This is a genomic window from Variovorax sp. GW822-FHT04E09 (assembly GCF_058800845.1).
In genome coordinates, this window is sequence record NZ_JBXAMR010000002.1 from 824,388 (window position 1) to 849,504 (window position 25,117).

23 protein-coding genes are annotated in these 25,117 nt (G+C 69.5%); 11 read left to right on the forward strand and 12 right to left on the reverse strand.

The annotated features are described in order from the left end of the window. The first annotated feature begins 60 nt into the window (after nt 1–60). Nucleotides 61–894 carry a DMT family transporter gene (locus AC1RL8_RS11250; RefSeq protein ID WP_235926640.1) on the forward strand — a complete coding sequence of 278 codons (834 nt, stop codon included), beginning with the start codon at nt 61–63 and terminating at the stop codon, nt 892–894. After that, on the forward strand, nt 891–1,313 hold the full coding sequence (locus tag AC1RL8_RS11255; protein ID WP_070059373.1) for an acyl-CoA thioesterase: 423 nt from the start codon (nt 891–893) through the stop codon (nt 1,311–1,313). Before AC1RL8_RS11250 ends, AC1RL8_RS11255 begins: the two co-directional genes overlap by 4 nt. A gap of 21 nt (nt 1,314–1,334) precedes the next feature. Here AC1RL8_RS11255 and AC1RL8_RS11260 read toward each other — a convergent pair whose 3' ends face one another. Together AC1RL8_RS11260 and AC1RL8_RS11265 are read right to left on the reverse strand one after the other, a co-directional pair. After that, entirely contained in the window at nt 1,335–2,693 is a 1,359-nt protein-coding gene (locus AC1RL8_RS11260; protein WP_095947444.1) for a sensor histidine kinase, read from the reverse strand. After that, nucleotides 2,690–3,364 (reverse strand): response regulator, encoded by a 675-nt coding sequence (locus AC1RL8_RS11265; protein ID WP_062474437.1) that lies wholly within the window; start codon nt 3,362–3,364, stop codon nt 2,690–2,692. Before AC1RL8_RS11265 ends, AC1RL8_RS11260 begins: the two co-directional genes overlap by 4 nt. Before the next feature lie 138 nt (nt 3,365–3,502). Here AC1RL8_RS11265 and AC1RL8_RS11270 point away from each other — a divergent pair, with 138 nt between their 5' ends. From AC1RL8_RS11270 to AC1RL8_RS11280, 3 genes are read left to right on the forward strand one after another with little or no spacing between them, the layout of a single operon-like run. Beyond that, a complete protein-coding gene (locus AC1RL8_RS11270; protein ID WP_492685332.1) occupies nt 3,503–4,213 on the forward strand; it encodes a phosphatase PAP2 family protein in 711 nt (236 codons plus the stop codon). Further along, nucleotides 4,200–4,775: a phosphatase PAP2 family protein gene (locus tag AC1RL8_RS11275; RefSeq protein WP_492685333.1), complete on the forward strand. Its 576-nt coding sequence runs from the start codon at nt 4,200–4,202 to the stop codon at nt 4,773–4,775. Before AC1RL8_RS11270 ends, AC1RL8_RS11275 begins: the two co-directional genes overlap by 14 nt. 57 nt (nt 4,776–4,832) lie before the next feature. After that, a complete protein-coding gene (locus tag AC1RL8_RS11280; protein ID WP_492685334.1) occupies nt 4,833–6,596 on the forward strand; it encodes a phosphoethanolamine transferase in 1,764 nt (587 codons plus the stop codon). An 18-nt stretch (nt 6,597–6,614) separates the two neighbouring features. Here AC1RL8_RS11280 and AC1RL8_RS11285 read toward each other — a convergent pair whose 3' ends face one another. The 4 genes from AC1RL8_RS11285 to eat are packed head-to-tail and all read right to left on the reverse strand — an operon-like array spanning nt 6,615 to nt 10,815. Further along, nucleotides 6,615–7,196 (reverse strand): peroxidase-related enzyme, encoded by a 582-nt coding sequence (locus AC1RL8_RS11285; protein ID WP_062474448.1) that lies wholly within the window; start codon nt 7,194–7,196, stop codon nt 6,615–6,617. Between the two features lie 2 nt (nt 7,197–7,198). Continuing rightward, nucleotides 7,199–8,008, reverse strand: coding sequence for an ethanolamine ammonia-lyase subunit EutC (gene eutC, locus AC1RL8_RS11290; RefSeq protein WP_492685335.1), 810 nt, complete (start codon nt 8,006–8,008; stop codon nt 7,199–7,201). Beyond that, nucleotides 8,005–9,399 carry an ethanolamine ammonia-lyase subunit EutB gene (locus AC1RL8_RS11295; RefSeq protein WP_492685336.1) on the reverse strand — a complete coding sequence of 465 codons (1,395 nt, stop codon included), beginning with the start codon at nt 9,397–9,399 and terminating at the stop codon, nt 8,005–8,007. Before AC1RL8_RS11295 ends, eutC begins: the two co-directional genes overlap by 4 nt. 9 nt (nt 9,400–9,408) lie before the next feature. Beyond that, nucleotides 9,409–10,815 (reverse strand): ethanolamine permease, encoded by a 1,407-nt coding sequence (eat, locus tag AC1RL8_RS11300; protein ID WP_492685337.1) that lies wholly within the window; start codon nt 10,813–10,815, stop codon nt 9,409–9,411. A gap of 136 nt (nt 10,816–10,951) precedes the next feature. Between eat and AC1RL8_RS11305 the strand changes: the two genes are divergently transcribed. The 3 genes from AC1RL8_RS11305 (at nt 10,952) to AC1RL8_RS11315 (ending at nt 12,395) form a co-directional block, all read left to right on the forward strand. After that, nucleotides 10,952–11,365 carry an FKBP-type peptidyl-prolyl cis-trans isomerase gene (locus tag AC1RL8_RS11305; RefSeq protein WP_307694011.1) on the forward strand — a complete coding sequence of 138 codons (414 nt, stop codon included), beginning with the start codon at nt 10,952–10,954 and terminating at the stop codon, nt 11,363–11,365. Between the two features lie 170 nt (nt 11,366–11,535). Next, nucleotides 11,536–11,766: a hypothetical protein gene (locus AC1RL8_RS11310; protein WP_492685338.1), complete on the forward strand. Its 231-nt coding sequence runs from the start codon at nt 11,536–11,538 to the stop codon at nt 11,764–11,766. A gap of 134 nt (nt 11,767–11,900) precedes the next feature. Continuing rightward, nucleotides 11,901–12,395, forward strand: a complete 495-nt coding sequence (locus AC1RL8_RS11315; RefSeq protein WP_492685339.1) for a pentapeptide repeat-containing protein — start codon at nt 11,901–11,903, stop codon at nt 12,393–12,395. Between the two features lie 25 nt (nt 12,396–12,420). Here AC1RL8_RS11315 and AC1RL8_RS11320 read toward each other — a convergent pair whose 3' ends face one another. Further along, complete coding sequence (locus tag AC1RL8_RS11320; RefSeq protein ID WP_492685340.1) at nt 12,421–14,019, reverse strand: OpgD/OpgG family glucan biosynthesis protein; 1,599 nt, start codon at nt 14,017–14,019, stop codon at nt 12,421–12,423. A 238-nt stretch (nt 14,020–14,257) separates the two neighbouring features. Between AC1RL8_RS11320 and AC1RL8_RS11325 the strand changes: the two genes are divergently transcribed. Beyond that, a complete protein-coding gene (locus AC1RL8_RS11325) occupies nt 14,258–15,010 on the forward strand; it encodes an alpha/beta fold hydrolase (protein ID WP_492685341.1) in 753 nt (250 codons plus the stop codon). On the opposite strand, the gene AC1RL8_RS11330 is transcribed toward AC1RL8_RS11325, so the two are convergent. The 3 genes from AC1RL8_RS11330 to AC1RL8_RS11340 all read right to left on the reverse strand — a co-directional run bounded on the left by AC1RL8_RS11330 (nt 15,003) and on the right by AC1RL8_RS11340 (nt 19,937). Beyond that, the gene (locus AC1RL8_RS11330) at nt 15,003–16,046 is read right to left on the reverse strand and encodes an RNA methyltransferase (protein ID WP_070059358.1); all 1,044 of its coding nucleotides are present in this window, start codon (nt 16,044–16,046) and stop codon (nt 15,003–15,005) included. The two genes, AC1RL8_RS11325 and AC1RL8_RS11330, sit on opposite strands and share 8 nt — an antisense overlap. A 155-nt stretch (nt 16,047–16,201) precedes the next feature. After that, complete coding sequence (locus AC1RL8_RS11335) at nt 16,202–19,330, reverse strand: hypothetical protein (protein WP_492685342.1); 3,129 nt, start codon at nt 19,328–19,330, stop codon at nt 16,202–16,204. Between the two features lie 220 nt (nt 19,331–19,550). Then, entirely contained in the window at nt 19,551–19,937 is a 387-nt protein-coding gene (locus tag AC1RL8_RS11340) for a DUF4259 domain-containing protein (RefSeq protein ID WP_082818166.1), read from the reverse strand. A 330-nt stretch (nt 19,938–20,267) separates the two neighbouring features. Between AC1RL8_RS11340 and AC1RL8_RS11345 the strand changes: the two genes are divergently transcribed. After that, the gene (locus AC1RL8_RS11345; RefSeq protein WP_492685343.1) at nt 20,268–21,269 is read left to right on the forward strand and encodes a hypothetical protein; all 1,002 of its coding nucleotides are present in this window, start codon (nt 20,268–20,270) and stop codon (nt 21,267–21,269) included. Nucleotides 21,270–21,309: 40 nt separating this feature from the next. After that, nucleotides 21,310–22,110 (forward strand): DUF1266 domain-containing protein, encoded by an 801-nt coding sequence (locus AC1RL8_RS11350; RefSeq protein ID WP_492685344.1) that lies wholly within the window; start codon nt 21,310–21,312, stop codon nt 22,108–22,110. Between the two features lie 7 nt (nt 22,111–22,117). Here the strand turns inward: AC1RL8_RS11350 and AC1RL8_RS11355 are convergent, their stop codons facing one another. Together AC1RL8_RS11355 and AC1RL8_RS11360 are read right to left on the reverse strand one after the other, a co-directional pair. Then, nucleotides 22,118–22,948, reverse strand: coding sequence for a class I SAM-dependent methyltransferase (locus tag AC1RL8_RS11355; RefSeq protein WP_492685345.1), 831 nt, complete (start codon nt 22,946–22,948; stop codon nt 22,118–22,120). Nucleotides 22,949–23,004: 56 nt separating this feature from the next. Beyond that, nucleotides 23,005–24,900: a sigma-54-dependent Fis family transcriptional regulator gene (locus AC1RL8_RS11360; RefSeq protein ID WP_492685346.1), complete on the reverse strand. Its 1,896-nt coding sequence runs from the start codon at nt 24,898–24,900 to the stop codon at nt 23,005–23,007. Between the last annotated feature and the right edge of the window lie 217 nt (nt 24,901–25,117).

Genomic DNA, 25,117 nt, shown 5'->3' on the forward strand with positions numbered 1-25,117 from the left:
GGCATTGCCGCCGGCCTGGGTGCAGGCGCGCTCTGGGGCCTGGTGTTCGTGGCGCCGCGCATGGTCGGCCACTTCGGCATGGTCGACATCACGGCGGCGCGTTTCGCGGTGTTCGGCGCGGTGTCGGCGCTGGCGGTGTTCGCGCGGCCCGCGGCCGTGCGCTGGCCCACGGGCCGGCAGGCGCTGGCGGCGCTCGGCCTGAGCGTGCTGGGCTTCAGCGGCTACTACCTGCTGCTGGCCTTCGGCATCGCGGCGGCGGGCACCGAGGTGCCCAGCCTCATCATCGGCACCATTCCCGTCTGGATGATGCTGCTGGGCCGGCCCGCGGGCCTGCACATGCGGGCCTTGCTGCCCGGCCTGCTGCTCACGGGCGCGGGCATCGCGCTGATGATCTGGGGCGCGTGGTCGGCGCAGCACGGCGCGGGCGGTGGTGGCGGCGCGCGCTTCGGCTGGGGCATTGCGCTGGCGCTGTGCTCGATGGTGAGCTGGACGGTCTACGGCCTGCTCAACGCCGCCTGGCTGCAACGGCACCGCGAGGTGCATGCGGCCGACTGGGCCAACTGGCTGGGCATCGCCACCGGCCTCGGGGCCTTGCTGCTGTGGGCGGTGGCGGGCAGCGATGTCGCCACGCTGCAGTCGCAGCCCGACGGCATGCTCTTCATCTGGATCGCGCTGGCGAGCGGCTTTGGCTCGTCGTGGCTCGCGACCATTCTCTGGAACGTCGCAAGCCAGCGCCTCTCGGCCAGCCTGTGCGGCCAGCTCATCGTGAGCGAGACGCTGTTCGCCTTGCTCTATTCCTTCCTCTGGGACGGCCGCTGGCCACAGGCCACCGAATGGGTGGCGGCGGCGCTGTTCGTCCTGGGCATCCTCGCATCCATCAAGGCCCACCGATGAGAATCGAAATCCCCGAAAAGAAGAAGCTCGTGTACGAGATGTCGATCCCCATCCGCTGGGGCGATATGGACGCCATGGGCCACCTGAACAACGGCACCTACTTCCGCTACCTCGAAACGGCGCGCATCGACTGGATCCGCTCGCTCGGCGTCGAGCCCACGCCGGGCGGCGAGGGCATGGTGATCGTCAACGCCTTCTGCAACTTCTACCGGCAGATCGAGTACCCGGGCAACGTGCGGATCAAGATGTACGTGAGCGACCCGGGGCGCACCACCTTCGAAAGCTGGGCCACCATGGTCCGCGAGGACGCGCCCGACGTGCTCTGCGCGGCCGGCGGTGCGACCACCATCTGGGTGGACTTTCCGAAGCAGAAGGCGCTGGCGCTGCCCGACTGGCTGCGCGAGATCGTCAGCGACTGAAGACGCGCTGACGAAAAAAGTTCAGGCCGGCCGCAGCACGATGCGCGCCTCGAAGCCGCGCGCCATGCCGGGCGGCGGCGAGGCCAGCTCCAGCGTCGCGTTGTGCTTCTCGACGATGGTGCCCACGATCGACATGCCCAGGCCGTAGCCGGCGCGGTCCGAGCCGTGGCGCACATGGCGCTGGTGCAGCGACTGCAGCTGTTCGGCGCTGACACCCGGGCCGGCATCGCGCACCACCAGCACGCACGGCGCGGCCACCTCGATCGTCACGCGGCCGTCGCCGCTGTAGCGCAGCGCGTTCTCCACGAGGTTGCGCAGCGCGATCGCCAGCGCATCGACGTCGCCGAAGGCCACCGGCGCCGCGCTGTCGGGCACCTTGAGCTTCAGGCGTTCGTTGATCTGCGGGTCTTGCCAGAACTCCTGCGCGACCGTGCCCGCCAGCTGCACCAGGTCGACCCGCGCCCGCGCGAGCGAGGCGCCCGATTCCGCGCGTGACAGCTGCAGCAGCTTTTCAGCACGGTGGCTCAGCATCTGCAGCGCCTGCAGCGCGCCTTCGACGTCGGTGCGCTTCAGGTCGTGGTCGAGCGCGGTCTGCAGCCGCAGGCGCGCGGCGGCCAGCGGCGTGCGCAGCTCGTGCGCGGCGTTGGCGGCCAGCGCGCGCTCCACGTCGAGCGACTGCGACAGCCGCTGCAGCAGCCGGTTGACATGGTCGCCCACCGCGCGCAGCTCCTGCGGCAGGCCGGGCAGGGTGATGGGGCGCAGGTCGGCGCCGTTGCGCTTCTCGATCTCGGCGGCCAGCTGCTGCAGCACGCGCAGCTCGGTGCGCGCCACGCGGCGCAGCACCAGCGCCAGCAGCGGCAGCACCGCGCCGAGCGGGATGATCAGGCCGAACAGCGTGCGGTTCAGCGCGCGGCGGCGTTCGTCCAGCGGGTCGGCCACCTGGAAGTACAGGCCCAGCGTGGGGTGGCGCACGGTGTAGATGCGCCAGGTCTGGTTGTTGGCGAAGCCGGCGGCCAGCGGCACGTCGAAGGCGTCGTCGGGGGCTTCGGCCGAGCGCAGCAGCACATGCTCGTGCACGTCGACCACCTGGTACATCACGGCGTCTTCGGAGAACAGCTGCTTGGGTGCGATCAGCGGCGTGTCCTGCTTGCCGCTTTCATGGCGCAGGCGCAGCTTCTCGAGCTCCTGCACCGCCATGTCGAACATGCGGTGCGACACCTCCACCAGCTCGTTGTCGAAGTTGTGGTTGATCTCGCGGTCCACGTACCAGACCACGGCGAGCACGCACAGCAGCCACACGCCGCCGACCCACAGGATCAGCGTGCGCGTGAGGCGCCCGGCCAGCGAATCGCGGCGGTCGCGCAGCAAGGCGCTGGTCATTCCTCGTCGTCCGCCGAGAACGACAGCCGGTAGCCCAGCCCGCGCAGCGTCTGGATGTGGCTGCGCCCGAGCTTGCGCCGCAGCCGGCTGATGAACACCTCGAGCGTGTTGCTGTCGGCCTCGTCGCCGAAGCCGTACAGCGCGTCGGCCAGGTTGTCGCGCGTGTGGATGCGCTCGGGCCGCGTGGCCATCACGCGCAGCAGGGCCCATTCCTTCTGCGTGAGCACGACGGGCACGCCGTCCTTGCGCACGCGGTCGTGGGCCAGGTCGATCTCCAGCGTGCCCAGCTGCAGCACCGGCGAGGTGTTGGCGCTGCGCCGGCGCTCCACGGCGCGCAGCCGCGCCAGCAGCTCGGCCGGGTCGTAGGGCTTGATGAGGTAGTCGTCGGCGCCGGCGTCGAGGCCGCGGATGCGGTCGGTGACCTGGTCGCGCGCCGTGAGCACGATGACGATGGGCGGCTCGCGCAGCGCACGCACCTGCGGCAGCAAAGAGAGGCCGTCACCGTCGCCCAGGTGCAGGTCGAGCAGCACCGCCGCGTACTGCACCGAGAGCAGGGCGCCGCGCGCCTCGGCCAGGCTGGGGGCCACGTCGACGACGAACGCCTTGGCGACGAGGTAGCTGCAGACCGCGTCTGCCAACGAACTGTCATCTTCGACCAGCAAGATTCGCACGCGGTGGCCCTTACAAAAACTCGAAGTCTAGCGCCGCCCCTCTGGCGATCGCGTCAGGAATCGTTCAGGTCGCTTCAGACTGGGTTCATCCCGCGTGCGTAGGCTCGCGCCAGTCTGTTCCGAGGCCTGTTTTTCTTCATGACCCGTCGTACCCCGCATCTCCGTCTCGGAGCCCTGACCTTGCTTGCCCTGGCCCTGCTGATGATCTGGGACGCCCTTGGCGGCGACCTGCCGCTGGCTCGCCTGGCCGGCACGCCGATGGGCTTTCCCTGGCGTGAGAACCCCTTCCTGGTCCACGTGATGCACGAGGGCGCGAGAAACCTCAGCTGGCTGCTGCTAGTCGGCCTGTTCGCCGCCATCCGCTGGCCCATGGGCGTGCTGCGGCGCCTGGGCACGGGCGCCCGCGTGCAGCTGGCGCTGACGGTGCTGGCTTCGGTGCTGGCCGTGAGCCTGATCAAACACCTGAGCGACACCAGTTGCCCCTGGGACCTGAAGGAGTTCGGCGGCGTGGCGCGCTACGTGTCGCACTGGGCCTGGGGCCAGGACGACGGCGGGCCGGGCGGCTGCTTCCCGGCCGGCCATGCGTCGGCCGCCTTTGCCTACCTTGGCGGGTATTTCGTGCTGCGGCATGTGGCGCCGCGTGGGGCCATCGTGTGGCTGTGCGTGGCGCTGGTCGCCGGGCTCGTGCTGGGCGTGGCGCAGCAGATGCGCGGCGCGCACTACATGAGCCACACGCTATGGACCGCCTGGGTCTGCTGGACGGTCGGCTTCCTCATCGAACTGGTGGCGACGCGCCGCCGCACGTCTCCTCCCATCGAGCGCACCGCGCCCCTGCATGCAAGCCCTTGATTTCGCCCTGTTCAGCTGGATCAACGCCTCGGCCTCCGCGCCGGCGTGGAGCCTGCGCTTCGCGATGTTCGCGTCCGACGTGCTGCCGACCCTGCTGGCGCTGTCCATCGCGGCCGCCGCGGCCTTCGACCGCCGCTGGCGCCACGCCTTCTTCACCGCACTGGTCAGCGTGCTCGTCGTGTGGCTGGTGGTGAACGTGTTCCGCTCGGTGCTGCCGTTCCCGCGGCCCGCGTTCTACGGCCTGGGCATCCAGTGGGTGCCGCAGGGTGCGCGCCCGGGCTTCCCCAGCCTGCATGCGGCCGGCACGTTTGCCGCCGCCTTCTCGCTGTGGTGCCTGTCGTGGCGCACGCCCATGCGGCTGGCGCTGGTGGCGGCGGTGGTGGTGGCCTGGAGCCGGCTGTACCTGGGCCTGCATTTCCCGACCGACGTGACGGCCGCCGCGATCCTGGCGGCGCTGGTCTCGATCGTGGTGGAGCGCGGCATCAGCCGCCCCGCCGGCCGTGCGGTGTCGCGCAGCCCGCGCCTGCGGCTGCTGCGCCGCGCGCGCATCGGCCGAGCCTGAATGCGCTCTGAATGAACTGTTCAGGCTCTCTTCAGGCACGCTGCCTACATTGGCGGCATGTCTGTTTCGCGTCTCGACTCCGCGCTGCTGGCGCGTGCTCCCAGCCGATCTGAATCCCGTCCCGCGCCACTGTCGGATGCGGGCGCCGCCGGCCCTTTCTGGCAGCGCATCGACCGCTGGATCTCGCAGCCCCGCTCGACGCGGCAGGTGATCGTCTGGCTCAGCCTGTACCTCGGCCTCACGGCCAACTGGCCGCTGCTGAACGACCTGGCCCGCCTGGGCGGCGCGCCCAGCACCTACATGCCGACCATCGTCGCGTTGGGGATGCTCACCTTCTGCGGCACCGTCGCGATGCTGTCGCTCACGGCCTGGTCGCGCTGGATGAAGCCGCTGTGGCTGCTGGCGGTCGTGATCGCCGCGGTGGCGCAGCACTACATGCTCCAGTACCGCGTGGTGATGGACCCGAGCATGATCGCGAACGCGTTCCAGACCGACCCCAACGAAGCGCGCGACCTGCTGAGCGGGCGCATGGCCTTCAACGTGCTCGTGGTCGTGCTGCCCGCGGCCTGGGCGATCTGGCGCGTGCGCATCGTGCCGATGGGGCTGCTGTCGCACGTCTGGCGCAACGCGCTGCTGCTGGTGCTGGCCGCCGTCGTGGCGGTGGTCACGGCCGTGGCCATGAACCGGCAGCTTGCGCCGCTGATGCGCAACAACGTGCACCTGCGCTACATGATGAACCCGATCGCCAGCCTGTACTCGGCCGGCGCCGTGGTGCTCAAGCCGATGTTCAAGCGCAGCAGCAAGCTGATCCCGATCACCGCAGGCACGGCGCTGGGCGCGAGCTATGCGGCGCAGAAGCGCCCGCCGCTGTTCGTGGTGGTGGTGGGCGAGACCGCGCGTTCCGATCACTTCGGCCTGAACGGCTACGCCCGCGACACCACGCCCGAACTCGCCAAGCGCAACGTGCTGAGCTACCGCGAGGTGCGCTCGTGCGGCACCAACACGCTGGCCTCGGTGCCCTGCATGTTCTCGCCCCTGGGCAAGACCGGCTACGAGTCGCGCAAGGACGAGTACGAGAACCTCATGGACGTGCTGCAGGCCTCGGGCCTGGCCGTGTTCTGGCTCGACAACCAGGCCGGCTGCAAGGGCGTGTGCGCGCGCATCCCGAACGCCTCGGCCTTCGACGGGCTCGATGCGGCCACCAAGAAGGCCCTGTGCGACGGCGAGGAGTGCCTCGACAACGTGATGCTCAAGGGGCTCGATGAACGCATCGCCGCGCTGCCCGCCGAGCGCCGCGCCAAGGGCGTCGTGCTCGTGATGCACCAGATGGGCAGCCACGGCCCGGCCTACTACAAGCGCTCTGCGCCCGAGCTGAAGCGCTTCACGCCCGAGTGCAAGACCAACGCGCTGGCCGAGTGCGCGCATGCCGAGCTGATGAACGTCTACGACAACTCGATCGCCCAGACCGACCACTTCCTCGGCCAGACCATCGACTGGCTCCAGACCCAATCCAAGCAGTACGACACGGCGCTGCTGTACATGAGTGACCACGGCGAGTCGCTGGGCGAGTACGGCCTGTTCCTGCACGGCGTGCCCTACAGCTTCGCGCCCGATGCGCAAAAGCACGTGCCCATGGTCACCTGGTTCGGCGACGGCATGAGCGAGCGCCGCAAGCTCTCGCGCTCGTGCATGGAGGCGGGCCTGGATGCGCCGCTCACGCACGACAACCTCTATCACACGGTGCTGGGCCTGATGGACGTGACCACGCCCACCTACAAGCCCGCGCTCGATGCGCTGGCCTCGTGCCGCGGCAAGGCCTGAGCCCGTTACCGAAGCTTCCTACTTCTTCTCGCGCGGCAGCCGACCCATCAGGAAGAACTCCGGGTTCGGCTGCATGCCGCTGAAGCTGGCCAGGCGGTTGCTCAGGCCGAAGAAGGCGGTGATGGCCGCGATGTCCCAGATGTCCTCGTCGTCGAAGCCGTGCGCGTGCAGCGGCCCGAAGTCGCGGTCATCGATCTCGTGCGAGCGTTCGCAGACCTTCATCGCAAAGTCGAGCATCGCACGCTGGCGCTGCGTGATGTCGGCCTTGCGGTAGTTCACCGCCACCTGGTCGGCCACCAGCGGCTTCTTCTCGTAGATGCGCAGCAGCGCGCCGTGCGCCACCACGCAGTACAGGCATTGGTTGACCGCGCTGGTGGCGGTGACGATCATCTCGCGGTCGCCCTTGGTGAGCGAGCCTTCTTCCTTGAGCATCAGCGCGTCGTGGTACGCGAAGAAGGCCCGCCACTCGGCGGGGCGGCGCGCAAGGCCGAGGAACACGTTGGGCACGAAGCCGGCCTTTTCCTGCACGGCAAGGATCGCGGTGCGGATGTCGTCGGGCAGGTCTTTCAGTTCGGCGAGGGGGTAGCGGGGGGCGTTCATTGCTATGTCTCCTGGGGATCGGTCCCGGGATCATAGGCAACGGCGTCCGGGCCTGCAGCCAGCACCGCCAGGTCACTCTCGTCCTTGAGCCCCACACCGCTCAGCCCCCGGCGCAGCGATTCGCGCACCAGCCACGCGAGCTTGAAGGCGGCCTGCGCGTACGACAGCCCCTCGGGTCGCACGTTCGAGATGCAGTTGCGTTCGGCGTCGTGTCGACCGCGGCGTGGCGAATGGGTCAGGTAGATGCCGAGGCTGTCGGGAGAGCTCAGGCCTGGGCGCTCGCCGATCAGCATGACCGACAGCGCTGCGCCGACCGCTTCGCCCAGTTCATCGGCCAGCGCCATGCGCGCCTGCGTGGCGATGAACACAGGCGACACGCGCGTGCCGGGCGGCAGTTGCGGGCGCAGCGCCGCGAGCAGTGGCACGCCGTGGCGGGCGACGGCGAGCGAGGAGAGGCCGTCGCCGATCACGAGGCAGACATCGCAGCCGCCCGCGGGCCGGCCGTCGCGCAGGCGCGCGGCGTCTTCCGCATCGAGCTGGCGGCCGAGGTCGGGGCGCCGCAGGTAGGTGGTGCGGTCGGGCGCGCGGCTGCGCACGCGGTTCACGTCCCATCGGTCTGCGTGCAGCGCGGCATCGAGCGCATCGACATCGAGCGCCGCATGGATCGCGTCGCGCGCCATCGCGTGGGCCCAGCCGAAGCGCAGCGTTTCGTCAGTGGGCATGCCGGCACCGGCGCGGCCCAGCGCGAGGCGCGCGGGCGTGGCGGCGCGCCATTGCGCCCAGGGGTTGGGGGTGACGGGCGAATCGCTCATGGCGCCAGCGCGGACAGCCCGCCCATGTCGCTCAGCAGCCGGTTGGCCGACGGCGGTGCGAGCCGCCCGGTGGTGTCGGTGATCTGCATGCGCTGCAGCCAGGCCTCGAACTCGGGCGCGCGCTTCAGGCCGAGCGTCTCGCGCAGGAAGAGGGCGTCGTGGAACGAGGTGCTCTGGTAGTTGAGCATCACGTCGTCCGCGCCCGGGATGCCCATGATGAAGTTGATGCCCGCGGTGCCCAGCAGAACGAGCAGCGTGTCCATGTCGTCCTGGTCGGCTTCGGCGTGGTTGGTGTAGCAGATGTCGCAGCCGATCGGCAGGCCCATCAGCTTGCCGCTGAAGTGGTCTTCGAGCCCGGCGCGGATGATCTGCTTGCCGTCGTACAGGTACTCGGGGCCGATGAAGCCGACGACCGTGTTGATGAGCAAGGGCTGGTAGCGCCGCGCGAGCGCATAGGCACGCACCTCGCAGGTCTGCTGGTCGACGCCGAAATGGGCGTTGGCCGAGAGTGCGCTGCCCTGGCCGGTCTCGAAGTACATGAGGTTGTTGCCGACGGTGCCGCGCGCGAGCGACTGCGCCGCGGCGTGGGCCTCGTCGAGCAGCGCAGGCGTCACGCCGAACGAGAGGTTCGCTTTCTCGGTGCCCGCGATCGACTGGAACACGAGGTCCACCGGCGCGCCGGCCTCGGCGAGCTTCAGCGTGTTGGTCACGTGCGTGAGCACGCAGCTTTGCGTGGGGATCTCGAAGCGCTGGATCACCTCGTCGAGCATGTGCAGCAGGCGCCCGAGCACCGGCAGGCTGTCGGACACGGGGTTGATGCCGATCACCGCGTCGCCCGCGCCGTAGAGCAGGCCGTCGAGGGTGGAGGCGGCCACGCCGCGCAGGTCGTCGGTGGGGTGGTTGGGCTGCAGGCGCACGGCCAGGTGGCCGGGCAGGCCGATGGTGTCGCGAAAGCGCGTGACGACGTGGCACTTCTTCGCGACCGCGACCAGGTCCTGGTTGCGCATGAGCTTGGACACGGCCGCGACCATCTCGGGCGTGAGGCCTGGTGCGAGCGCGGCGAGTGCCTCTGTGGTGGCCTGTTCCGACAGCAGCCAGTTGCGGAAATCGCCGACAGTGAGGTGCGCGACCGGCGCGAAGGCTTGCGCGTCGTGCGTGTCGATGATCAGCCGCGTGATGTTGTCCTGCTCGTAGGGAATCAGCGCCTCGGTGAGGAACTGCTTCAGCGGCGTGTCGGCCAGCACATGGCGCGCCGCCATGCGCTGCTGCGCGGTGGCCGCGCCGAGGCCTGCGAGGTAGTCGCCCGAGCGCGCGGGGCTGGCGCAGGCGAGCACCTGCCGCAGATCGTCGAAGGTGAAGCCCTGGCCGGCAATGGTGGTGCGGTAGCGCATCTTTGTTTGTCAGGGCGTGGAAGACAGCATCGCGTCCGGCGCGGCGGCATCGCGCTGCGCCGAGGTGAGCAGGAAGTAGCCGTAGGCGGCCGCCATCAGCACGAGGAACAGCACCGTGAGCATCGGGTTGAACCAGACCATCGCGCCCAGGCACACCAGCCCGAGCCCGAGTGCGACGGCCGGGAACACGGGGTAGAAGGGCGCGCGGTAGGTGCGCAGCAGGTCGGGTTCGGTGCGCCGCAGCTTGAACAGCGCGGCCATCGAGACCAGGTACATCACGATCGCGCCGAGCACGGCCATGGTCACGATGTTGGCCGTGAGCGTCTGTCCGCCGAACTGCACCCACTCGTCGCTGAAGATGGCGGCGATGCCCACCACGCCGCCGGCCAGCAAGGCGCGATGCGGCGTGTCGAAGCGCGGGCTCAGGCCGGCGAAGTAGGCCGGCAGGTAGCCGGCGCGCGCGAGCGCGAAGATCTGGCGCGAGTAGCCCATGAGGATGCCGTGGAACGAGGCGACCAGGCCGAACAGGCCGATCCACACCAGCATGTGCAACCAGCCGCTGTTGGCCCCCACCACCGCCTTCATGGCCTGCGGCAGCGGGTCGTTGATGTTCGCGAGTTGGCGCCAGTCGCCCACGCCGCCCGCGAAGATCATCACGCCGAAGGCCAGCAGCACCAGCGTGACGATGCCGGTGGTGTAGGCCAGCGGAATCGTGCGGTGCGGATCGCGCGCCTCTTCGGCCGCCATGGCCGCGCCCTCGATGGCCAGGAAGAACCAGATCGCGAACGGAATCGACGCGAAGATGCCCGACACCGCCGCGCCGTTCAGCACATTGCCGCCGGCCCATCCGTGGGCCACGAAGTTCGCCATCGACCAGCCTGGTGCGACCACGCCCATGAACACCAGCAACTCGAAGATCGCGAGCACCGTGACGAACAACTCGAACGCCGCCGCGATGCCGATGCCGATCCAGTTGAGTCCGATGAAGACCACGTAGGCCCCGACCGCGAACCACTTCGGATTGATGCCCGGGAACTGCACGTTGAGGTAGGCGCCGATCGCCAGCGCGATGGCCGGCGGCGCGAAGACGAATTCGATCAGCGTCGCGAAGCCCGCCACGAAACCGCCGCGCGGCCCGAAGGCCCGCCGCGCATAAGCGAAGGGGCCGCCCGCGTGCGGGATGGCGGTCGAGAGCTCGGTGAAGCTGAAGATGAAGGTCGTGTACATCGTCGCCACCAGCACCGTGGCGACCAGGAAGCCGAGCGTGCCGGCCGTGTTCCAGCCGTAGCTCCAACCAAAGTACTCACCCGAGATGACGAGGCCGACCGCGATGCCCCACAACTGGACGGGACCGAGGACTTTCTTGAGATGACCGGTGCCGGCGACGGGGGCCGGCGGAGCGTCGTTGGCGCGCATGGGGGCTTCCTCTCTGGGCGGATGGTGACAGTGCACCCCTCCCAAAGCAAGGGCCGTTCCATCGGATACATCGGCGTACAGGCGGCTTCACGGGGGCTGTCCATAATCGGCAGCTTTTCAACCACCGAGGTGTTTCGTGAAGTCATTTGTCTGTGCCGCGCTCGTGTCCGTCCTTGCCATTCCCGCAGCCTTTGCGCAGTCCGCGGCGGTCACCACGCCCAGCGGCCTGATCTACCAGTCGCTCAAGGAAGGCACCGGCGCATCGCCCGCCGCCACCGACGTGGTCAAGGTGCACTACCGCGGCACCTTCCCCGACAGCGGCAAGGAGTTCGACAGCTCGTACAAGCGCGGCGAACCCACCGAGTTCCCGCTCAACGGCGTGATCCCGTGCTGGACCGAAGGCGTGCAGAAGATGAAGCCGGGCGGCAAGGCCAAGCTGACCTGCCCGGCGTCGATTGCTTATGGTGCGCGCGGTGCGGGCAACGGCCTGATTCCGCCGAATGCGACGCTGAATTTCGAAGTCGAGCTGGTGTCGGTCACGAAGCGATAGCGGCCGAAGCCGGTCAGCGCCGGCCTGGGCAATGAGCGACGCGTGCAGTCTGTCACGCTGCTCGCTTCGCAATAGTTGCCCGATTCTTTCCTCTCGTTTTTGCGCGCATGGGCCTCCCACAATCCGCCGCCTGACTCCTGATCCACAGGAGCGGCTTCTGGGAGGAATACATGTCCGCACTCCGTGCTGCGCCAACGCGCACGCTCGACATCAACAGCACCGCCGTTCCGGTGTTTCTGGGGCGTCCGGCGCTCGAGCCGGTTCGTTTGTATGGGCGCGAAGGCGTCAACCGCCTGTTCGGGTACGAGCTGCTGCTCAAGAGCCCCGACGCACTCAACCTGGGCGCGAGCGAGGCTGCCGATCTCGGCCGCGATGCGCAGGGAGTTGTCCAACATGGCTAAGCAGGAAAAGAAAAAGCCAGGATCGGTGGCTGGAACCATCCTGTGGGTGGTTCTTGCGCTCCTCGTCGTGCTTTGCGGGCTCTATTGGGCGTTCGTGTGTTTCGTCATGTGCGGTCGGATAGGTTGAGAGCACCATGAGCGCCAAACAAATCATCGAGGACCACGACAAGTGGCGAAAAGGCGCAGGCGGTGCGCCGGCGGGTCTTTCCGGCCAGAGCGATGGCAAGGCCTACGCCGGCCTGGACCTCAACCTGATCACCTTCTCGTCCAGCGCCTTCAGTGGCAGCAGCTTCACTGCGACCACTTTTCAAGATGCCGTCTGGACCGCATGCCAGTTCAGCGGTTGCTCTTTCAGCCAATGCGACATGCAGCGCATCGCGATCAGCGGATGCACCTTCATCGACTGCACTTTCAGTGCATCGCAGCTCAAGGCCAGCACGCTCAGTGATTGCACCTTCACTCGATGCAACTGGACCGAACTGAACTTCGATGCGAGCCATTGGTCAGGTCTGAAGTTGCTTGAATGCCGAGGTACGCAGGTGAACGCGACCAACCTGCAGGGCGAGCAGGTCGACTTCATAGGCAGTCAGTTCGAAGACATGGAACTGACCAACGCACGAATCAACTGAGGCTGCAAGATGCAGCCGTTCTCGCTCACCCCGGCTGATACTGATACAGCCAGGTCTCCGTCAACGTCTGATCCCCGTTCTTCAGATACAGCCGCATGTCGACCGGCTCCGTGCCCTCGGGCGTGAAGTCGAACTGCGCGCGCCAGTGGCCCGGCACGCCATTCGGCACGGCTTCGGCGAAGACGTAGGAGAACTTGCCGCGCGGCGCGGTGAGCACCAGTTCGGGCTTGACGCCGAAGGGCACGGTGGTGAGCGGCTGTCCGATGAACTCCACCATGAATTTGCGCACGCCTTGCGGGCGCGGCTGGCCCGGTTGGCCGCCGCGGCCGATGCGGGTGGCGACGCAGCGCGCGAGCGGTGACGGAAAGGGCTCCTGGTCGGTCCAGTGCAGCCGGTATTGCAGGCTGTAGCTCGCGCCGGCTTTTGCATCGGCCTTGGGCACCCAGAAGGCGACGGTGTTGTCGTGGATCTCGTCGTCGGTCGGGATCTCGATGAGCTGGACCGAGCCTTCGCCCCAGTCGCCCAGCGGTTCGATCCACAGGCTGGGGCGCTTCTCGTAGTTGACGCCGTCCTGGTAGTGGTCGAAGTTGCGGTCGCGCTGCAGCAGGCCGAAGCCGCGCGGCCGGGTGTCGGCGAAGGCGGAGGCGCGGGTCTGCGTGGGGTTGTTGAGCGGGCGCCAGATGCGCTCGCCCGCGCCGTTCCAGATCGCGAGGCCGTCGGAGTCGTGCACCTCGGGGCGCCAGTCGATGGCGGTGGGCTTGATGGTTTCCGAGTACCAGTACATCGACGTGAGCGGCACCAGGCCCAGCCGCGACACGTCGCGGCGCAGGAACACGCGCGCGTCGATGTCCATGATGACGGCCTTGCCGCGCTGCATGACGAACTTGAACACGCCCGTGACGCTGGGCCCCTCGAGCAGCGCGTAGACGGTCATCGTGGTGGTGTTGCCCGCGGCCGGCGTTTCGAAATAGAAGCGCGTGAAGTTCGGGAACTCCTCGGGCTTGTCGGGCACCGCGACGTCGAGCGCGATGCCGCGCGCCGACAGGCCGTATTGGTAGAGCTCGCCGATGGCGCGGAAGTACGAGGCGCCGAGAAAGGCGACCCAGTCGTTCTTCTGCCAGTCGAGCTTGCCCTTGTCGCCCAGGCGGCTTTCCTGCAGGCGAAAGCCCGCGAAGCCGGCGCCTTCGGGCAGTGCGCGCGCGGGGCTGTCAGGGGGCATCGAGAAGTACGACGGGCTGTAGAGCACCTCGCGCGCAAAGCTGTCGCCGCCGGCGGTCTCCAGCACGTGCATGCGCACCGGCGTCTGGAAGAAGCGGCCGAGGTGGAAGAACGTGACGGGAAATGCGCCAGGCCCGTCGCGGAAGAGGGCGTTGGCGGGGTCGAAGCGGATCTTGCCGTGCGCGTCGTAGTCGATGCGCTCCAGCACCTGCGGCGCCAGCGGCGCGGCGGCGGTGTAGGGGCGGGCCGCGAGGCGCTTGGCCTGCGCGACGAGCGCATCGAAGGAGAAGGGCGCCGGCTGGCTCAGTTGCAGGCCGTTGGCGGCCAGCGCCTCTTCGGGCAGTCCCAGGGCGGCGAGTGCGGCGGCGGCACTGCCGGCGGCGAGGAAGGATCGGCGATCAAGCATGGGTTCTTGAGGGGCGGCGAAAGCCTTTGGAGGAGAAGGGAAAAGAGAAGCGTCGGGGAGACGGGGGAAAACAACGCCAAGCATGCCCCGGACCACAGGGTACGGCGCGTCAGCCATTCCGCGCAAACGGGGCCGGACAAGGCCCCGCGCTGTCTTGCGGCAGCGGGCGCCGATCGGGCCCTTTTCGGGGCGTCGCCGAGTATTCTCGCGCCATCGAAAGTGCCAGGAGACAAAGGACATGTACACGGAACAAGGCGGCGAAGGCCCGGACCTGCTGGTGCTGCTGCACGGCATGGGCGCGACAAGCGCGGTGTGGTCGCCGCTGTGCGCGCAGGCGGATGCGCGATGGCGCGGCCGTTGGCTTGCGCTCGACCTGCCCGGGCACGGCGCATCGGACCGGCAGGCCTCCTACGCCATCGGCCAGCACGCCGCCACCGTGGCGCGCGCGGTGCTGCCGCATCTGCAGCCCGAAGGCCGCCTCGTGGTGCTCGGCCATTCGCTGGGCGGCGTGATCGGCCTGGCGCTTGCGACGGGATGGTTTGGCGTCGTGCCGCACGCGGTGTTCGCGGCGGGCATCAAGGTCGGATGGAGCGATGAAGAAGTCCGCCGCATGGAGACGCTGGCGACGCAGCCCGCGAAGAAGTTTGCTACGGAAGAAGAGGCTCGGGACCGCTATCTGAAAGTCTCCGGTCTCGCGGGGATCGCCGACGCGACGGCGCCCGTCGTGGCGCGCGGCGTGACGAAAGATGAGGAGGGTTGGCGCCTCGCGATGGACCCGCGCGCCAACGCCGTGGGCAAGCCGCCGCTGTCCGAACTGGTCGGTCTGGCGCGCTGCCCCGTCCATCTCGGCCGGGGCCGCCACGATGCGCTGGTGACGATGGAACAGACCCGTTCCCTCGACCCCGACGCCCGCGACCTGGGCCCGCACGGCCACAACGTGATGGTCGAGGTGCCCGGCGCGGTGTGGGACTGGATGGCCTCGCTCAGCTGAGCCGCTCGTCGGCGCGGCGGATCGGCACCGTCACCCGCACCTCGGCCGCGCGTGCCCGCAGCTGGCCGCAACCGCCGTCGACGTCCTGGCCGGCCGAATAGCGCAGCTTCGTGAGGATGCCGCGTTCGTGCAGCGTGCGGGCCATCTGCTCGCAGCGCTCGCGTGACGGGCGGCCGAAGGCCACGCCGTCCACCGTGTTGAACGGGATCATGTTCAGCACGCCGTACTTGCCCGACAGCAGACGCACGATGCCCTCGACTTCCTCGGGCCCGTCGTTCACGCCTTCGAGCAGCGTCCACTGGTACTGGATGGGGTAGCCGGTGGCTCGGGCATAGCGCTCGCCCGCGTCGATGAGGGCTTCAGGCGTCAGGTTCGGTGCGCGCGGCAGGAGCTTCTTGCGCAGCTCGGCATTGGTGGTGTGCAGCGAGAGCGCCAGCGCGGGCCGCACGCGCGCTTGCAGCAGCCGCTCGAACACGCGCGGATCGCCCACGGTGGAGAACACCAGGTTCTTGTGGCCGATGTTGCCGACCGTGCCGAGCAGCTCGATGGCCTCGATCACGTTGTCCAGGTTGTGCGCCGGCTCGCCCATGCCCATGAACACCACCTTGCGTACGGGCCGGCGCAGGCGCGCGAGCGCCACCTGGGCAATGATTTCGGCGCTTTCGACCTGGCGCAGCAGGCCGTCGCGGCCCGTCATGCAGAACTGGCACCCGACGGCGCAGCCGACCTGTGACGACACGCACAGCCCGTCGCGCGGCAGCAGCACGCTTTCCACCGTTTGGCCATCGGCCAGCGCGACGAGGAGCCGCTCGGAGCCGTCGGCACCGGGGTGAACCGCGTGGATGCGCGCCAGGCCCGCAAGCTCGGCCTCGATGGCTGGCAGGGCCTCCATCAGCGACGATGGGAAGAAGGTGGCCGGCAGGCGCCTGCCGCTGTTGCGCGGCAGCGCATGCGACCACAGTCGCAGGATGCGCTGCTCGTGGCTGGGGCCGGCCCCGGCCTCGCGGAGTCGTCGTTTCAGTTCGTGGATTCGCATGCGCGGCGTGGGGCAGAGGGGCTCTGGTCTCGGGAGCGCCGATTGTGCACGGCAGGCGTGCGAAGGCGCAGCGCGCCAGAAACGGTGCGCTGCGCCTTCGTGTGCGCGAATTGGAACAAAGGGGAGGGCCGTTGCCGGCCTCTCCCTCCCTTCGGTCAGCCCAGCAGGCCGTGCAGGATGTTCGTCACGGGCGCCAGCGCGGAGCCTGTGCCGCTGTGGTCGACCAGGCTGGTGATCGGGGCCACGACCTCACACACCAGCGGCGTGACCGCGTGCTCGACGGTGTTCACCACCTCGGCGACCACCGGGGCAACTGCCGAGCTGGCGCCGGCCAGGATGTCGGCCGCGGGCACCGCGGCGCCGGATGCGGCTTGCGTGGCCTCGGCCACGACCGGTGCCACGGCATCGCTTGCATGGCAGAGCACCGACGACACCGGCTCCAGGATGTCCGCGACGGGGCTCTTGCCTCCGAGCAAGCCGCCGAGCAGGCTGCCCACGAGGCCGTCTTCGCCGACGATGCCGCCGAGCAAGCCGCCTTCGCCGCCACCGAGGACGCCGCCCAGCAGGCCGTCGTCACCGAGCACGCCGCCGAGCAAACCGCCGTCCCCGCCAAGGACGCCGCCCAGCAGGCCGTCGTCACCCAGTACACCGCCGAGCAGACCACCGTCACCACCGAGGACACCGCCCAAGAGACCGTCGTCACCGAGCACGCCGCCGAGCAGCCCACCGTCACCGCCGAGGACGCCGCCCAGCAGGCCGTCGTCACCGAGCACGCCGCCGAGCAGACCGCCGTCACCGCCGAGGACGCCACCCAGCAAGCCATCGTCGCCCAGCAATCCACCGAGCAGACCACCGTCGCCGCCGAGGACACCGCCCAGCAAGCCGTCGTCACCCAACACGCCGCCAAGCAATCCGCCGTCGCCGCCGCCGAGCAGGCTGCCCAGCAGGCCTTCGTCACCCAGCAAGCCGCCGAGCAGGCCTCCCTCGCCGCCGAGGACGCCACCCAGCAGGCCGTCGTCACCCAGTACGCCGCCGAGCAGGCCACCGTCGCCACCGAGGACGCCGCCCAAAAGGCCGTCGTCGCCGAGTAAGCCACCCAGCAAGCCGCCGTCACCGCCGAGCAGTCCGCCCAACAAGCCATCGTCACCCAGCACACCGCCGAGCAGGCCGCCGCCGTCGCCGCCAAGGACGCCATTCAACAGGCCGCCGACCGGGCCTTCGGCACCGAGGATGCCGTCGTCGCCCAGCACACCGCCCAGCAGGCCGTCGTCACCGAGGACGCCACCCAGGAGCCCGTCATCGCCCAGCAGGCCGCTGAGCAAGCCGTCTTCGCCGCCGAGCAGGCCGGCCAGCGGGGTCGCGTTCAGCAGGGAGCCGACTGCGCCGTCGGGACCGAGCAGGCTGTCCACGAGCCCGTCGCCACCGAGCAGTCCGCCGGTGAGGCCTTCGCTGCCGAGCAGGCCGGACAGGGCGCCGTCGCCGCCGAGCACGCCGCCCAGGATGCCTTCGTCGCCGAGGAGGCCGTTGACAAGGCCATCGTCGCCCAGCACGCCCCCGAGCAAGCCACCTTCGCCGCCGAGGACGCCACCCAGCAGGCCGTCGTTGCCCAGCACGCCCCCGAGCAAGCCACCTTCGCCACCGAGGACACCGCCCAGCAATCCGTCGTCGCCGAGCACACCGCCGAGCAGACCTCCATCGCCACCGAGCAAGCCACCCAGCAGGCCGTTGTCACCCAGCACACCACCGAGCAAGCCGCCTTCACCGCCGAGGACGCCACCCAGCAGGCCGTCATCGCCCAGCACACCGCCGAGCAGGCCCCCGTCGCCACCGAGCAAACCGCCCAACAGGCCGTCGTCACCCAGCACACCGCCCAGCAAGCCGCCTTCGCCACCGAGCACTCCACCCAGCAGGCCGTCATCGCCCAGCATGCCACCGAGCAGCCCGTCATCGCCCAGCAACTGCCCGATCAACCCGTCTTCGCCGAGCACGCTGCCCAGCAGGCTGCCGTCACCCAGCAGCCCCTCGAGCACCTGGCCGACGACACCGTCCGTGCCGAGCAGGTCGTCCACGAGGCCGTCCAGGCCCAGCGGGGTAGTGATGCCGCCGAGCAGGCCTTCGCTGCCCAGGACGTTCTCCAGCGCATTGCCCAGCGCGTCGGTCAGGTAGTCGACCTGGCCAATCAGCGAGCCGACGAGGGCGTCGGTCAGGCCTTCGCCGAGCAGGCCGTCGACCACGGGGGTCAGCACGCCGCCCACGTGAACGGCAATGTTTTCGACCGCGTTGTCCACCGGTTCGAACTCATTGGGATCGTTGGGCTTGAACTCCTCGCCGGTGACCGGCGAGAGCAGGTCGTCGACCAGGTCGGTGAGGCCGTCGGCCACCGGCATCAGCGAGGCCAGCGTGCCCGACGAGCCGGAGGCGCTGCGCACGTTGGTCGCACCGCCGCCCAGGCCGAGCGCGTTGTCGAGGGCGCCCAGCAGGTGCCCGGCGAGGCCGTCGCCCGGATCGAGCAGGTGGTCCGCGTCGGCATCGGCATCCGCGTCCGAATCGGCGTCCGCATCAGCGTCGGCGTCTGCATCCGAATCCGCGTCGGCGTCCGAATCGGCATCGGCATCGGCGTCTGCATCCGAGTCGGAGTCGGCGTCTGCATCGGCATCCGAATCGGCATCCGCGTCGCTGTCGCCGATGCCCGAGACGAACAGGGGAAAGCCGCCGCCGTCGCCGCCGCCACCGCCGCTCAGTGCGGCGCCCAGCCCGATGGCGCCCAGCGCGCCGAGTGCGAATTCGCCCAGGCCGATGCCGCTGCCGGCTGCGGTCTTCTTGCTCACGGCGAGCGCCGCGGCTTCCGCGTCGCTGTCGGGCGAGGTGACATCGAGGTTGCCGGCGGCCACGTCGACGTTCACCTGCTCCAGGCCGCTGGACAGCTTGGTCGAGGTGATGGTGGCGTCGGTGCCGCCCGCGAACACACCGGCCAGCGGCGCCTTGTTGGTGGCCGAGCCGGGGAAGAGCACGTTGGCTTGGCCGCCGTCGGGCACGATCACCCGGTCGCCGGCGACGAGGGTCTGGTTGCCGTCCACCGGCATGCGAAATCCGTCGCGCATGACGACCGTGCCGGGCGTGGCGTTGGACAGGGTGCCCAGGCTGGTCGGCCCGGCGGGCGCGGCCATGGGGGCGCCCGATCCGACGGGGCCCAGGGGGGTGACGCTGGCCTGTGCAAGCACCACGGGGGCGCCGCTTTCGGCGGCGGCGGGGATCGAAGCGATCGGCGATACGGTGGTGGTCATGCGGCCTCCTCGTCAAATAAATGACTACAGAGGGCAACATGCGTGCCGCCTTCGACTTCAGCCGTCAGCGACGGGCCGAAAACGCCGTATCCCGTTGATTCGAAACGAATTTTGTGCGAATGGCCCTGTCAGGCCCGTGGTGCAAAACGGGCAGCTGTCGCCACTCGTTACGTAACACGGCGCACGCTTTGGCCGGAACGCCGGGCGCGTTCAGCGCGGTTCAGCCGCGCAGCCGGACCTGCAGGCTCTTCAGGTTCGCCAGCCACGCAAGGTAGTCCTCGTCGTCCTCGCCCAGCTCGGCCCAGGTGTCGTGCCCGTCCGCATCGGGGTCGTCGAGGATGGCCTGCAGCGCGTCGGCGGCGGCATGGCGCAGGTCGGTGGGCGGCGCGGCCTTGCCGGCGCACCAGTCGACGGCATCCGGGTGCACGTCGGCGCTGCCGTGTCCGGCGAGCAGTGCCAGCACTTCGGCCGCGGCGACGGTGCCTTCGGTCGAACCTGAATCCAGCGTCTCGCGGATGAAGGCGAGGGCGTCATCGGCTTCCTGCAGTTCAGCCAGCCAATCGAGTGCCTCGTCGTTGCCGAAGCCTGCTGTCGACCATGTACCCATTCGTTTGACTCCCGTGTGTGGCGTGTCGCGGTGCGGCCACGGTTTGAAGATGCGGTGATGCTAGCGGCGCGAATCTCGTGATCGCGCGGCCTCGCAGAATTCGTCAGAATGCCAGGCGACGCTTCCCAGTAGCATGGCCGCGCCCCTGACATGGGGGCGCGTGATCATCCAGTCCGTGAGCCGCCGGGGAACACTTCCCTTGGGCCGGCGTTGCGGCGGTGTCCTTCCAGGACACGCCGCGGTCACGGCCGATCTGCCGTGCATGGCCCACGGAAGCAGATGCCGGGCCGCTTACCCATTCACAACCACGGTTTCAGGGAGAGATTCAGCATGTCATTCGTTTTTTCGTCGTTCACCGATCACCTGGGCGCGTTGCCGCCCGAACGCGCGCGCCACGGCGATGCCTTGCGCGCACGCGTGCAGCAACAGGTGCAGGCACCGTTGCATGCCGACCTGTCGGCCTTTTCCTTCCTGCCCGACCAGGCAGACCACCCCGACCACGAAGACGCACCGCAGGTGTTCGCGCAGGCGGTCGAGCAGATGTACCTGCCCAGGCCGTGGCTGGGCGACGAAATTCCGCTCTTCTTCCTGGGCTACCACGCGATGAACCGGCTCAGCGGCAAGCGCACCTCGCAAGGCCTGCTGCTGACCGACCAGGCGGTGTACGTGCAGGACGACTTCACCGTGCTGTCGGCCGCACCGCCGCCGGCGCAGGGCCATGCCTTGCCTGCGCGCGCGGACGATGCACCTTCGTTCGTCTCGATGCTGCTCGCGCGCTTCAAGGCCTGGAAAGACTGGTCCGGCGTGGCCGACGCGCCCGAGCCGGTGCTGCTCAAACGCTGCGGCGAGTTGCTGGCGCCGACGGTCGCGGCGGTGGTCGCGTACCACGCGGAAAACGGCAGCCAGCGGCAGGCGCAGCAGCGCGTCTGGACGCTGGCCGAGCTGGTGGCCGACCACGGCGCGACCGACACCTTGCTCGACCCCGCCAACCCGAAGCTGGCCAAGAAGCTGGGCAAGGTGACGGACAAGTTCCAGATTCCCGCGGGCGAGACGCTGCAGTTCGCGCTGGCCGACTTTCCGCTGTTCGGCGGCCCCTACGGCGTGGCGCTCACGGCGCAGGCGCTGTACGGCAAGGATCTGATGGAGTCGCCGCTGCGCATCGCGCTGGAGCGCGTGGAAGTGCGCGCGCTGCAGATCGGAGAGAAGGGCGACCAGCTGCTGACGGGCTCGACCCCGCCGATGGCGCTGCCCGCGCACATGAAGGAATCGCTGCGCGCACCTTTCCTCGCGTTCCTGCAGCAGGAGGTTGTGCGCCTGCAATCGAAGGCCTGATTCGCCCGCGCGGCATTCAACAAATCTCGGAGGAGTTTTCATGGGGTTCAAGGACACGCTCGCGCACGCGATGCTCGACAACGACAAGCTCAAGTTCGACGCCGCCGCGTCAGCGCTTTCCGCGCAGGAGCAGTGGCTGGTCACATTGAGCACGCCGCTGTCGGCCTTCAACGGCGACTGCGTGAACGCGGTGCTCACCGGCAAGGACAACGACACCCTGCGCGAAGGCATCGCGCAGGTGTGGAACGTGAGCGACCGCGCGAGCTTCGAGCAGACCGCGCGCTGGCTGACCGAGGACGGGCAGCGCGCGAAGTACCTGCCGGCCTGGAAGGCCATCGGCGCGATCGATGCGGCGGTGCAGTCCACGCCCGGCGTGCTGCGCCTGGTCATGGACGCGTGGTTTCCCGCGTTCTTCCAGATCAAGGCGCGCGAGCACCTGGACATGCGGGCGCTGTCCGCGCAGACCGGGCACTCGAGCGCCGAGCTGAGCCAGCTGATGACCGGCAGCCAGAGCTGGGTCAGCGCCCTGCGCAAGCACTTCGGCGTGGCGCCGGACCAGCTGACGAACCTGGTGGCCTGGGACGCGGTGCGCCTGGCCAGCCTGTCGCGCTGGGCGGTGCAGCTGGGCTTCATCGAACGCGCGGAGTTCGCGGACTTTGCGGGCGGCCTTGCATCGCAGGTGCGCGCGGCCTATGCCAGCTGGTCGCAGGTGAGCGCCGCCTACATCGCGGCGGGCCTGATCTGGCAGTACTCCGACGCGCGCGAAGAGCATCTGCTGCGCACCAACCGTCTGCTGCTGAGCGACACGCGCAGCCCGTGGCGCAGCGTGCCTTTCGCTTGAACCAGTTCTAGTCCTTCGCCCTCAGCGCGTACACCGCATAGATCGGCACGCCGAGAAAGAACAGCACCATCGGTGCGAACAGCGTGTAGGGCCAGCCGATGCCTTCCATCACGCGGTAGGTGCCGTCCAGGTGCAGGCGCGGATGAGGCTGCGTGAGGTCTTCGTACCGGCGCAGGCCCCACTGGAATTCCGCGCCGGTCGCGCGCACCGAAGGGTGCTGGCGCGCGCGGCCCACGGCCAACCAGCACATCGCGTCGAAGGCCAGCACCGAGCCCGCAGGCGCGCGTTCGCCGAAGGTGGTGAACACGGCGTTCACCTGCTCGGGCGTGAGGTACATCAGCACGCCCTCGGTGAACAGGAAGACCGGCTGCGCCTGGCGCTTGCGCGGCAGGCCGAGCTGCTCCCACCAGCCGGGCGCCGTGAGGTCGAGTTCACGCAGGTCGTGGCGCGGATGCGTGTCGGGCAGCAGCTCGCGGCGCAGGGACAGCACCTCGGGCAGGTCGGCATCGGTCATGCGCGACTTGCCGTCGTCCAGCCATTGGAAGTAGTGGCTCAGGCCGCAGCCCATGTTCACGACGCGCGCGCCCGGGTGCAGCTTGAGGAAGTCCTGCGCCAGGCTGCGAAAGCGCCGCGTGCGCGCGAGGATGCCGTAGATGGTCGTGCGGTCGTCCGGCAGGGCATGGTCGTCGTCGCGGATCTGCTCGAGGATGCCGGCGGCGTAGGCGTCGCGCACGGCCATCTGCGGAAAGAGCGCATCGCCCGAAGCCCGCGCGGCCAGCGGAATTCGCAAGGTGGACGGCACGGCCGAGAGCTTGCGCGCGGATTTGCCGGTGGTCATGAATGCGGGGGCAGGGCCATGCGCAAAGTCTGGCCGCTCCCGCGCGTGCGGGCAAGTCAGTCTTTGGTGTTGCCCGCGGGCGGGCGCTGGCGCGCGAGATGGCGGTACACGGTGCTGCGGTGAACGCCGAGCCGGCGGGCCGCGCGCGCCACGTCGTGGTCGCAGGCGCGCAGCGCTTCGTCGATGGCGTGGCGCGTGATGGTCTGCAGGGGCGCGTTGGGTTGCGACAGTGTGGCTTCGCTGAAGTCAGCGAGGGGTGCGGCGTCTTGCAGGTGCGCGGGCAGCGCATCGGCCGTCACCGCATCGCCCGGGTCGGCCAGCGCCACGAGCGCACGCAGCACGCTGCGCAGCTCGCGCACGTTGCCGGGCCAGCGGTAGGCGGCCAGGCGTTCGAGCGCGTCGTTCTCCAGGCACAGGTGCTTGGCGGCGCCACCCGATTCGAGGAACAGCCGCGCGATCAGCGCGCGCCGGTCGGCGCGCTCGTGCAGCGCGGGCAGGGCGACGGTGAAACCGGCCACGCGGTACATCAGGTCGGCGCGAAAGCGCCCGGCCTCGACCAGCGCGGGCAGGCCGGCGTGCGTGGCGCAGACCAGATCGAAATCGACCGCCACGCCCTGGCCGCCGCCCAGCGGCGTGACCACGCGGCCTTCGAGCACGCGCAGCAGGCGCGTCTGCAGCGCGAGCGGGATCTCGGCGATCTCGTCCAGAAACAGCACACCGCCGTGCGCTTCGCGGATGCGACCCGGCATGCCCTTGCGGCGCGCGCCGGTGAAGGCGCCTTCTTCGTAGCCGAACAGTTCGGCCTCGATCAGCGTCTCGGGCAGCGAGGCGCAATCGACCGCCACGAACGGGCCCGCGCTGCGGCGGCTGGCGGCGTGCAGGCGGCGCGAGAACACCTCCTTGCCGCTGCCGGTCTCGCCGTTCACCAGCACCGGCACGCCTTCGTTGAGCACGCGCACGGCGCGCGCCAGCAATGGGCGCACCACGTCGTCGTTGTCGACGGGCGCGGCGTTCGCGGCCATCACCTGCCGCGCGCCGGTGCGGCCCGTGCCGCTGTTCGCTGTGCCCGTGCGCTCCATGACCGTCGCGATCTGCCGTCCGCCCGGCAACGTGAGCAGGCTGCGCCGGTGCTCCACGCGTGGCCACTGCGCGCCCAGGAATTCTTCGGCGTCGAGGTCGAGCAGGCCCTCCCACGAGCGCCCGAACAGGTCGAGCGCCACGCGGTTGGCCGCCACGATGCGCCCGCCCTCGATCACCATCAGCCCTTCGCGCGCGGTGCCGATCAGCGCCGGCCGCGCATGGAAGCGCAGCACGTGGCCCGAGGCCTCGGCCAGCAGCATGCGGTGCTCGACCTGCTGCGCCGCCATGCGCACCAGGCCCAGGGCATGGTGGTTCACGCGCGCGGTCTCGCCCGAGATGTCGAGCGCGCCGGCCAGCTCGCCGCGCCCGCTGAAGATGGGCGCCGCCGCGCAGCCCAGCCGGCCGTTCTGCGCCAGGTAGTGCTCGCCGCCCAGCACCATCAGCGCCTCGCGCTCGGCCAGCGCCGTGCCGATGGCGTTGGTGCCGCGGTGGCTCTCCGACCATTCCACGCCGGGCTGCAGCGCCACGCGCTGGGCCTTGGGCAGGAAGTCGGGGCTGCCGATCTCCTCGAGGATCAGGCCGCTGGCGTCCGACAGCGCGACGATGCAGCCGTTGCCCACCGCGTGCTCGGCGAGCCCGTCGAGTTCGGGCTGCGCGCAGCTGAGCAGGCGCATCGCCTGCTCGCGGCGCTCGTTGAGCAGCGAAGGCGCCATCGGCGTCGGGTCGATGCAATGCGGATCGACCGGCCGGCTGCGCTGCCACGAGCGCGAGATGTGCGGCGCGATCCACGGCGCCGGGTCGCGGCCCTGCGCGAAGAACAGCTCGCGCGCCTGCGCGACGCTGACCGATGGCGCGGAAGCTTCACTCGTCATGCGTGACTCCGTGGACGGGGATTGCCGGCGATTCGCCTTGTGCGACATCGTAGTCGCCACCGTCGCGCCCATCTGTCGCAGATTGCGAATGGAAACCCTCTGCGCGGGCCGCGCCCCTGTGGCGCGGGGCTTGGGGATTGTCCCGATCCCGACGGGTATGCCGCTTGCGGTGCCTGTGCGGGCCGCCGCATGTCGTGGCGCCGCCTGTTCACACCTT

Excerpts from the sequence above, each read along its gene's own strand:
- AC1RL8_RS11250 (WP_235926640.1), top strand. The coding sequence starts at position 61 with ATGGTCGGCCACTTCGGCATGGTCGACATCACGGCGGCGCGTTTCGCG.
- AC1RL8_RS11255 (WP_070059373.1), top strand. The coding sequence starts at position 891 with ATGAGAATCGAAATCCCCGAAAAGAAGAAGCTCGTGTACGAGATGTCG.
- AC1RL8_RS11260 (WP_095947444.1), bottom strand. The coding sequence starts at position 2,693 with ATGACCAGCGCCTTGCTGCGCGACCGCCGCGATTCGCTGGCCGGGCGC.
- AC1RL8_RS11270 (WP_492685332.1), top strand. The coding sequence starts at position 3,503 with ATGACCCGTCGTACCCCGCATCTCCGTCTCGGAGCCCTGACCTTGCTT.
- AC1RL8_RS11275 (WP_492685333.1), top strand. The coding sequence starts at position 4,200 with ATGCAAGCCCTTGATTTCGCCCTGTTCAGCTGGATCAACGCCTCGGCC.
- AC1RL8_RS11280 (WP_492685334.1), top strand. The coding sequence starts at position 4,833 with ATGTCTGTTTCGCGTCTCGACTCCGCGCTGCTGGCGCGTGCTCCCAGC.
- AC1RL8_RS11285 (WP_062474448.1), bottom strand. The coding sequence starts at position 7,196 with ATGAACGCCCCCCGCTACCCCCTCGCCGAACTGAAAGACCTGCCCGAC.
- eutC (WP_492685335.1), bottom strand. The coding sequence starts at position 8,008 with ATGAGCGATTCGCCCGTCACCCCCAACCCCTGGGCGCAATGGCGCGCC.
- AC1RL8_RS11295 (WP_492685336.1), bottom strand. The coding sequence starts at position 9,399 with ATGCGCTACCGCACCACCATTGCCGGCCAGGGCTTCACCTTCGACGAT.
- eat (WP_492685337.1), bottom strand. The coding sequence starts at position 10,815 with ATGCGCGCCAACGACGCTCCGCCGGCCCCCGTCGCCGGCACCGGTCAT.
- AC1RL8_RS11310 (WP_492685338.1), top strand. The coding sequence starts at position 11,536 with ATGTCCGCACTCCGTGCTGCGCCAACGCGCACGCTCGACATCAACAGC.
- AC1RL8_RS11315 (WP_492685339.1), top strand. The coding sequence starts at position 11,901 with ATGAGCGCCAAACAAATCATCGAGGACCACGACAAGTGGCGAAAAGGC.
- AC1RL8_RS11320 (WP_492685340.1), bottom strand. The coding sequence starts at position 14,019 with ATGCTTGATCGCCGATCCTTCCTCGCCGCCGGCAGTGCCGCCGCCGCA.
- AC1RL8_RS11325 (WP_492685341.1), top strand. The coding sequence starts at position 14,258 with ATGTACACGGAACAAGGCGGCGAAGGCCCGGACCTGCTGGTGCTGCTG.
- AC1RL8_RS11330 (WP_070059358.1), bottom strand. The coding sequence starts at position 16,046 with ATGCGAATCCACGAACTGAAACGACGACTCCGCGAGGCCGGGGCCGGC.
- AC1RL8_RS11335 (WP_492685342.1), bottom strand. The coding sequence starts at position 19,330 with ATGACCACCACCGTATCGCCGATCGCTTCGATCCCCGCCGCCGCCGAA.
- AC1RL8_RS11340 (WP_082818166.1), bottom strand. The coding sequence starts at position 19,937 with ATGGGTACATGGTCGACAGCAGGCTTCGGCAACGACGAGGCACTCGAT.
- AC1RL8_RS11345 (WP_492685343.1), top strand. The coding sequence starts at position 20,268 with ATGTCATTCGTTTTTTCGTCGTTCACCGATCACCTGGGCGCGTTGCCG.
- AC1RL8_RS11350 (WP_492685344.1), top strand. The coding sequence starts at position 21,310 with ATGGGGTTCAAGGACACGCTCGCGCACGCGATGCTCGACAACGACAAG.
- AC1RL8_RS11355 (WP_492685345.1), bottom strand. The coding sequence starts at position 22,948 with ATGACCACCGGCAAATCCGCGCGCAAGCTCTCGGCCGTGCCGTCCACC.
- AC1RL8_RS11360 (WP_492685346.1), bottom strand. The coding sequence starts at position 24,900 with ATGACGAGTGAAGCTTCCGCGCCATCGGTCAGCGTCGCGCAGGCGCGC.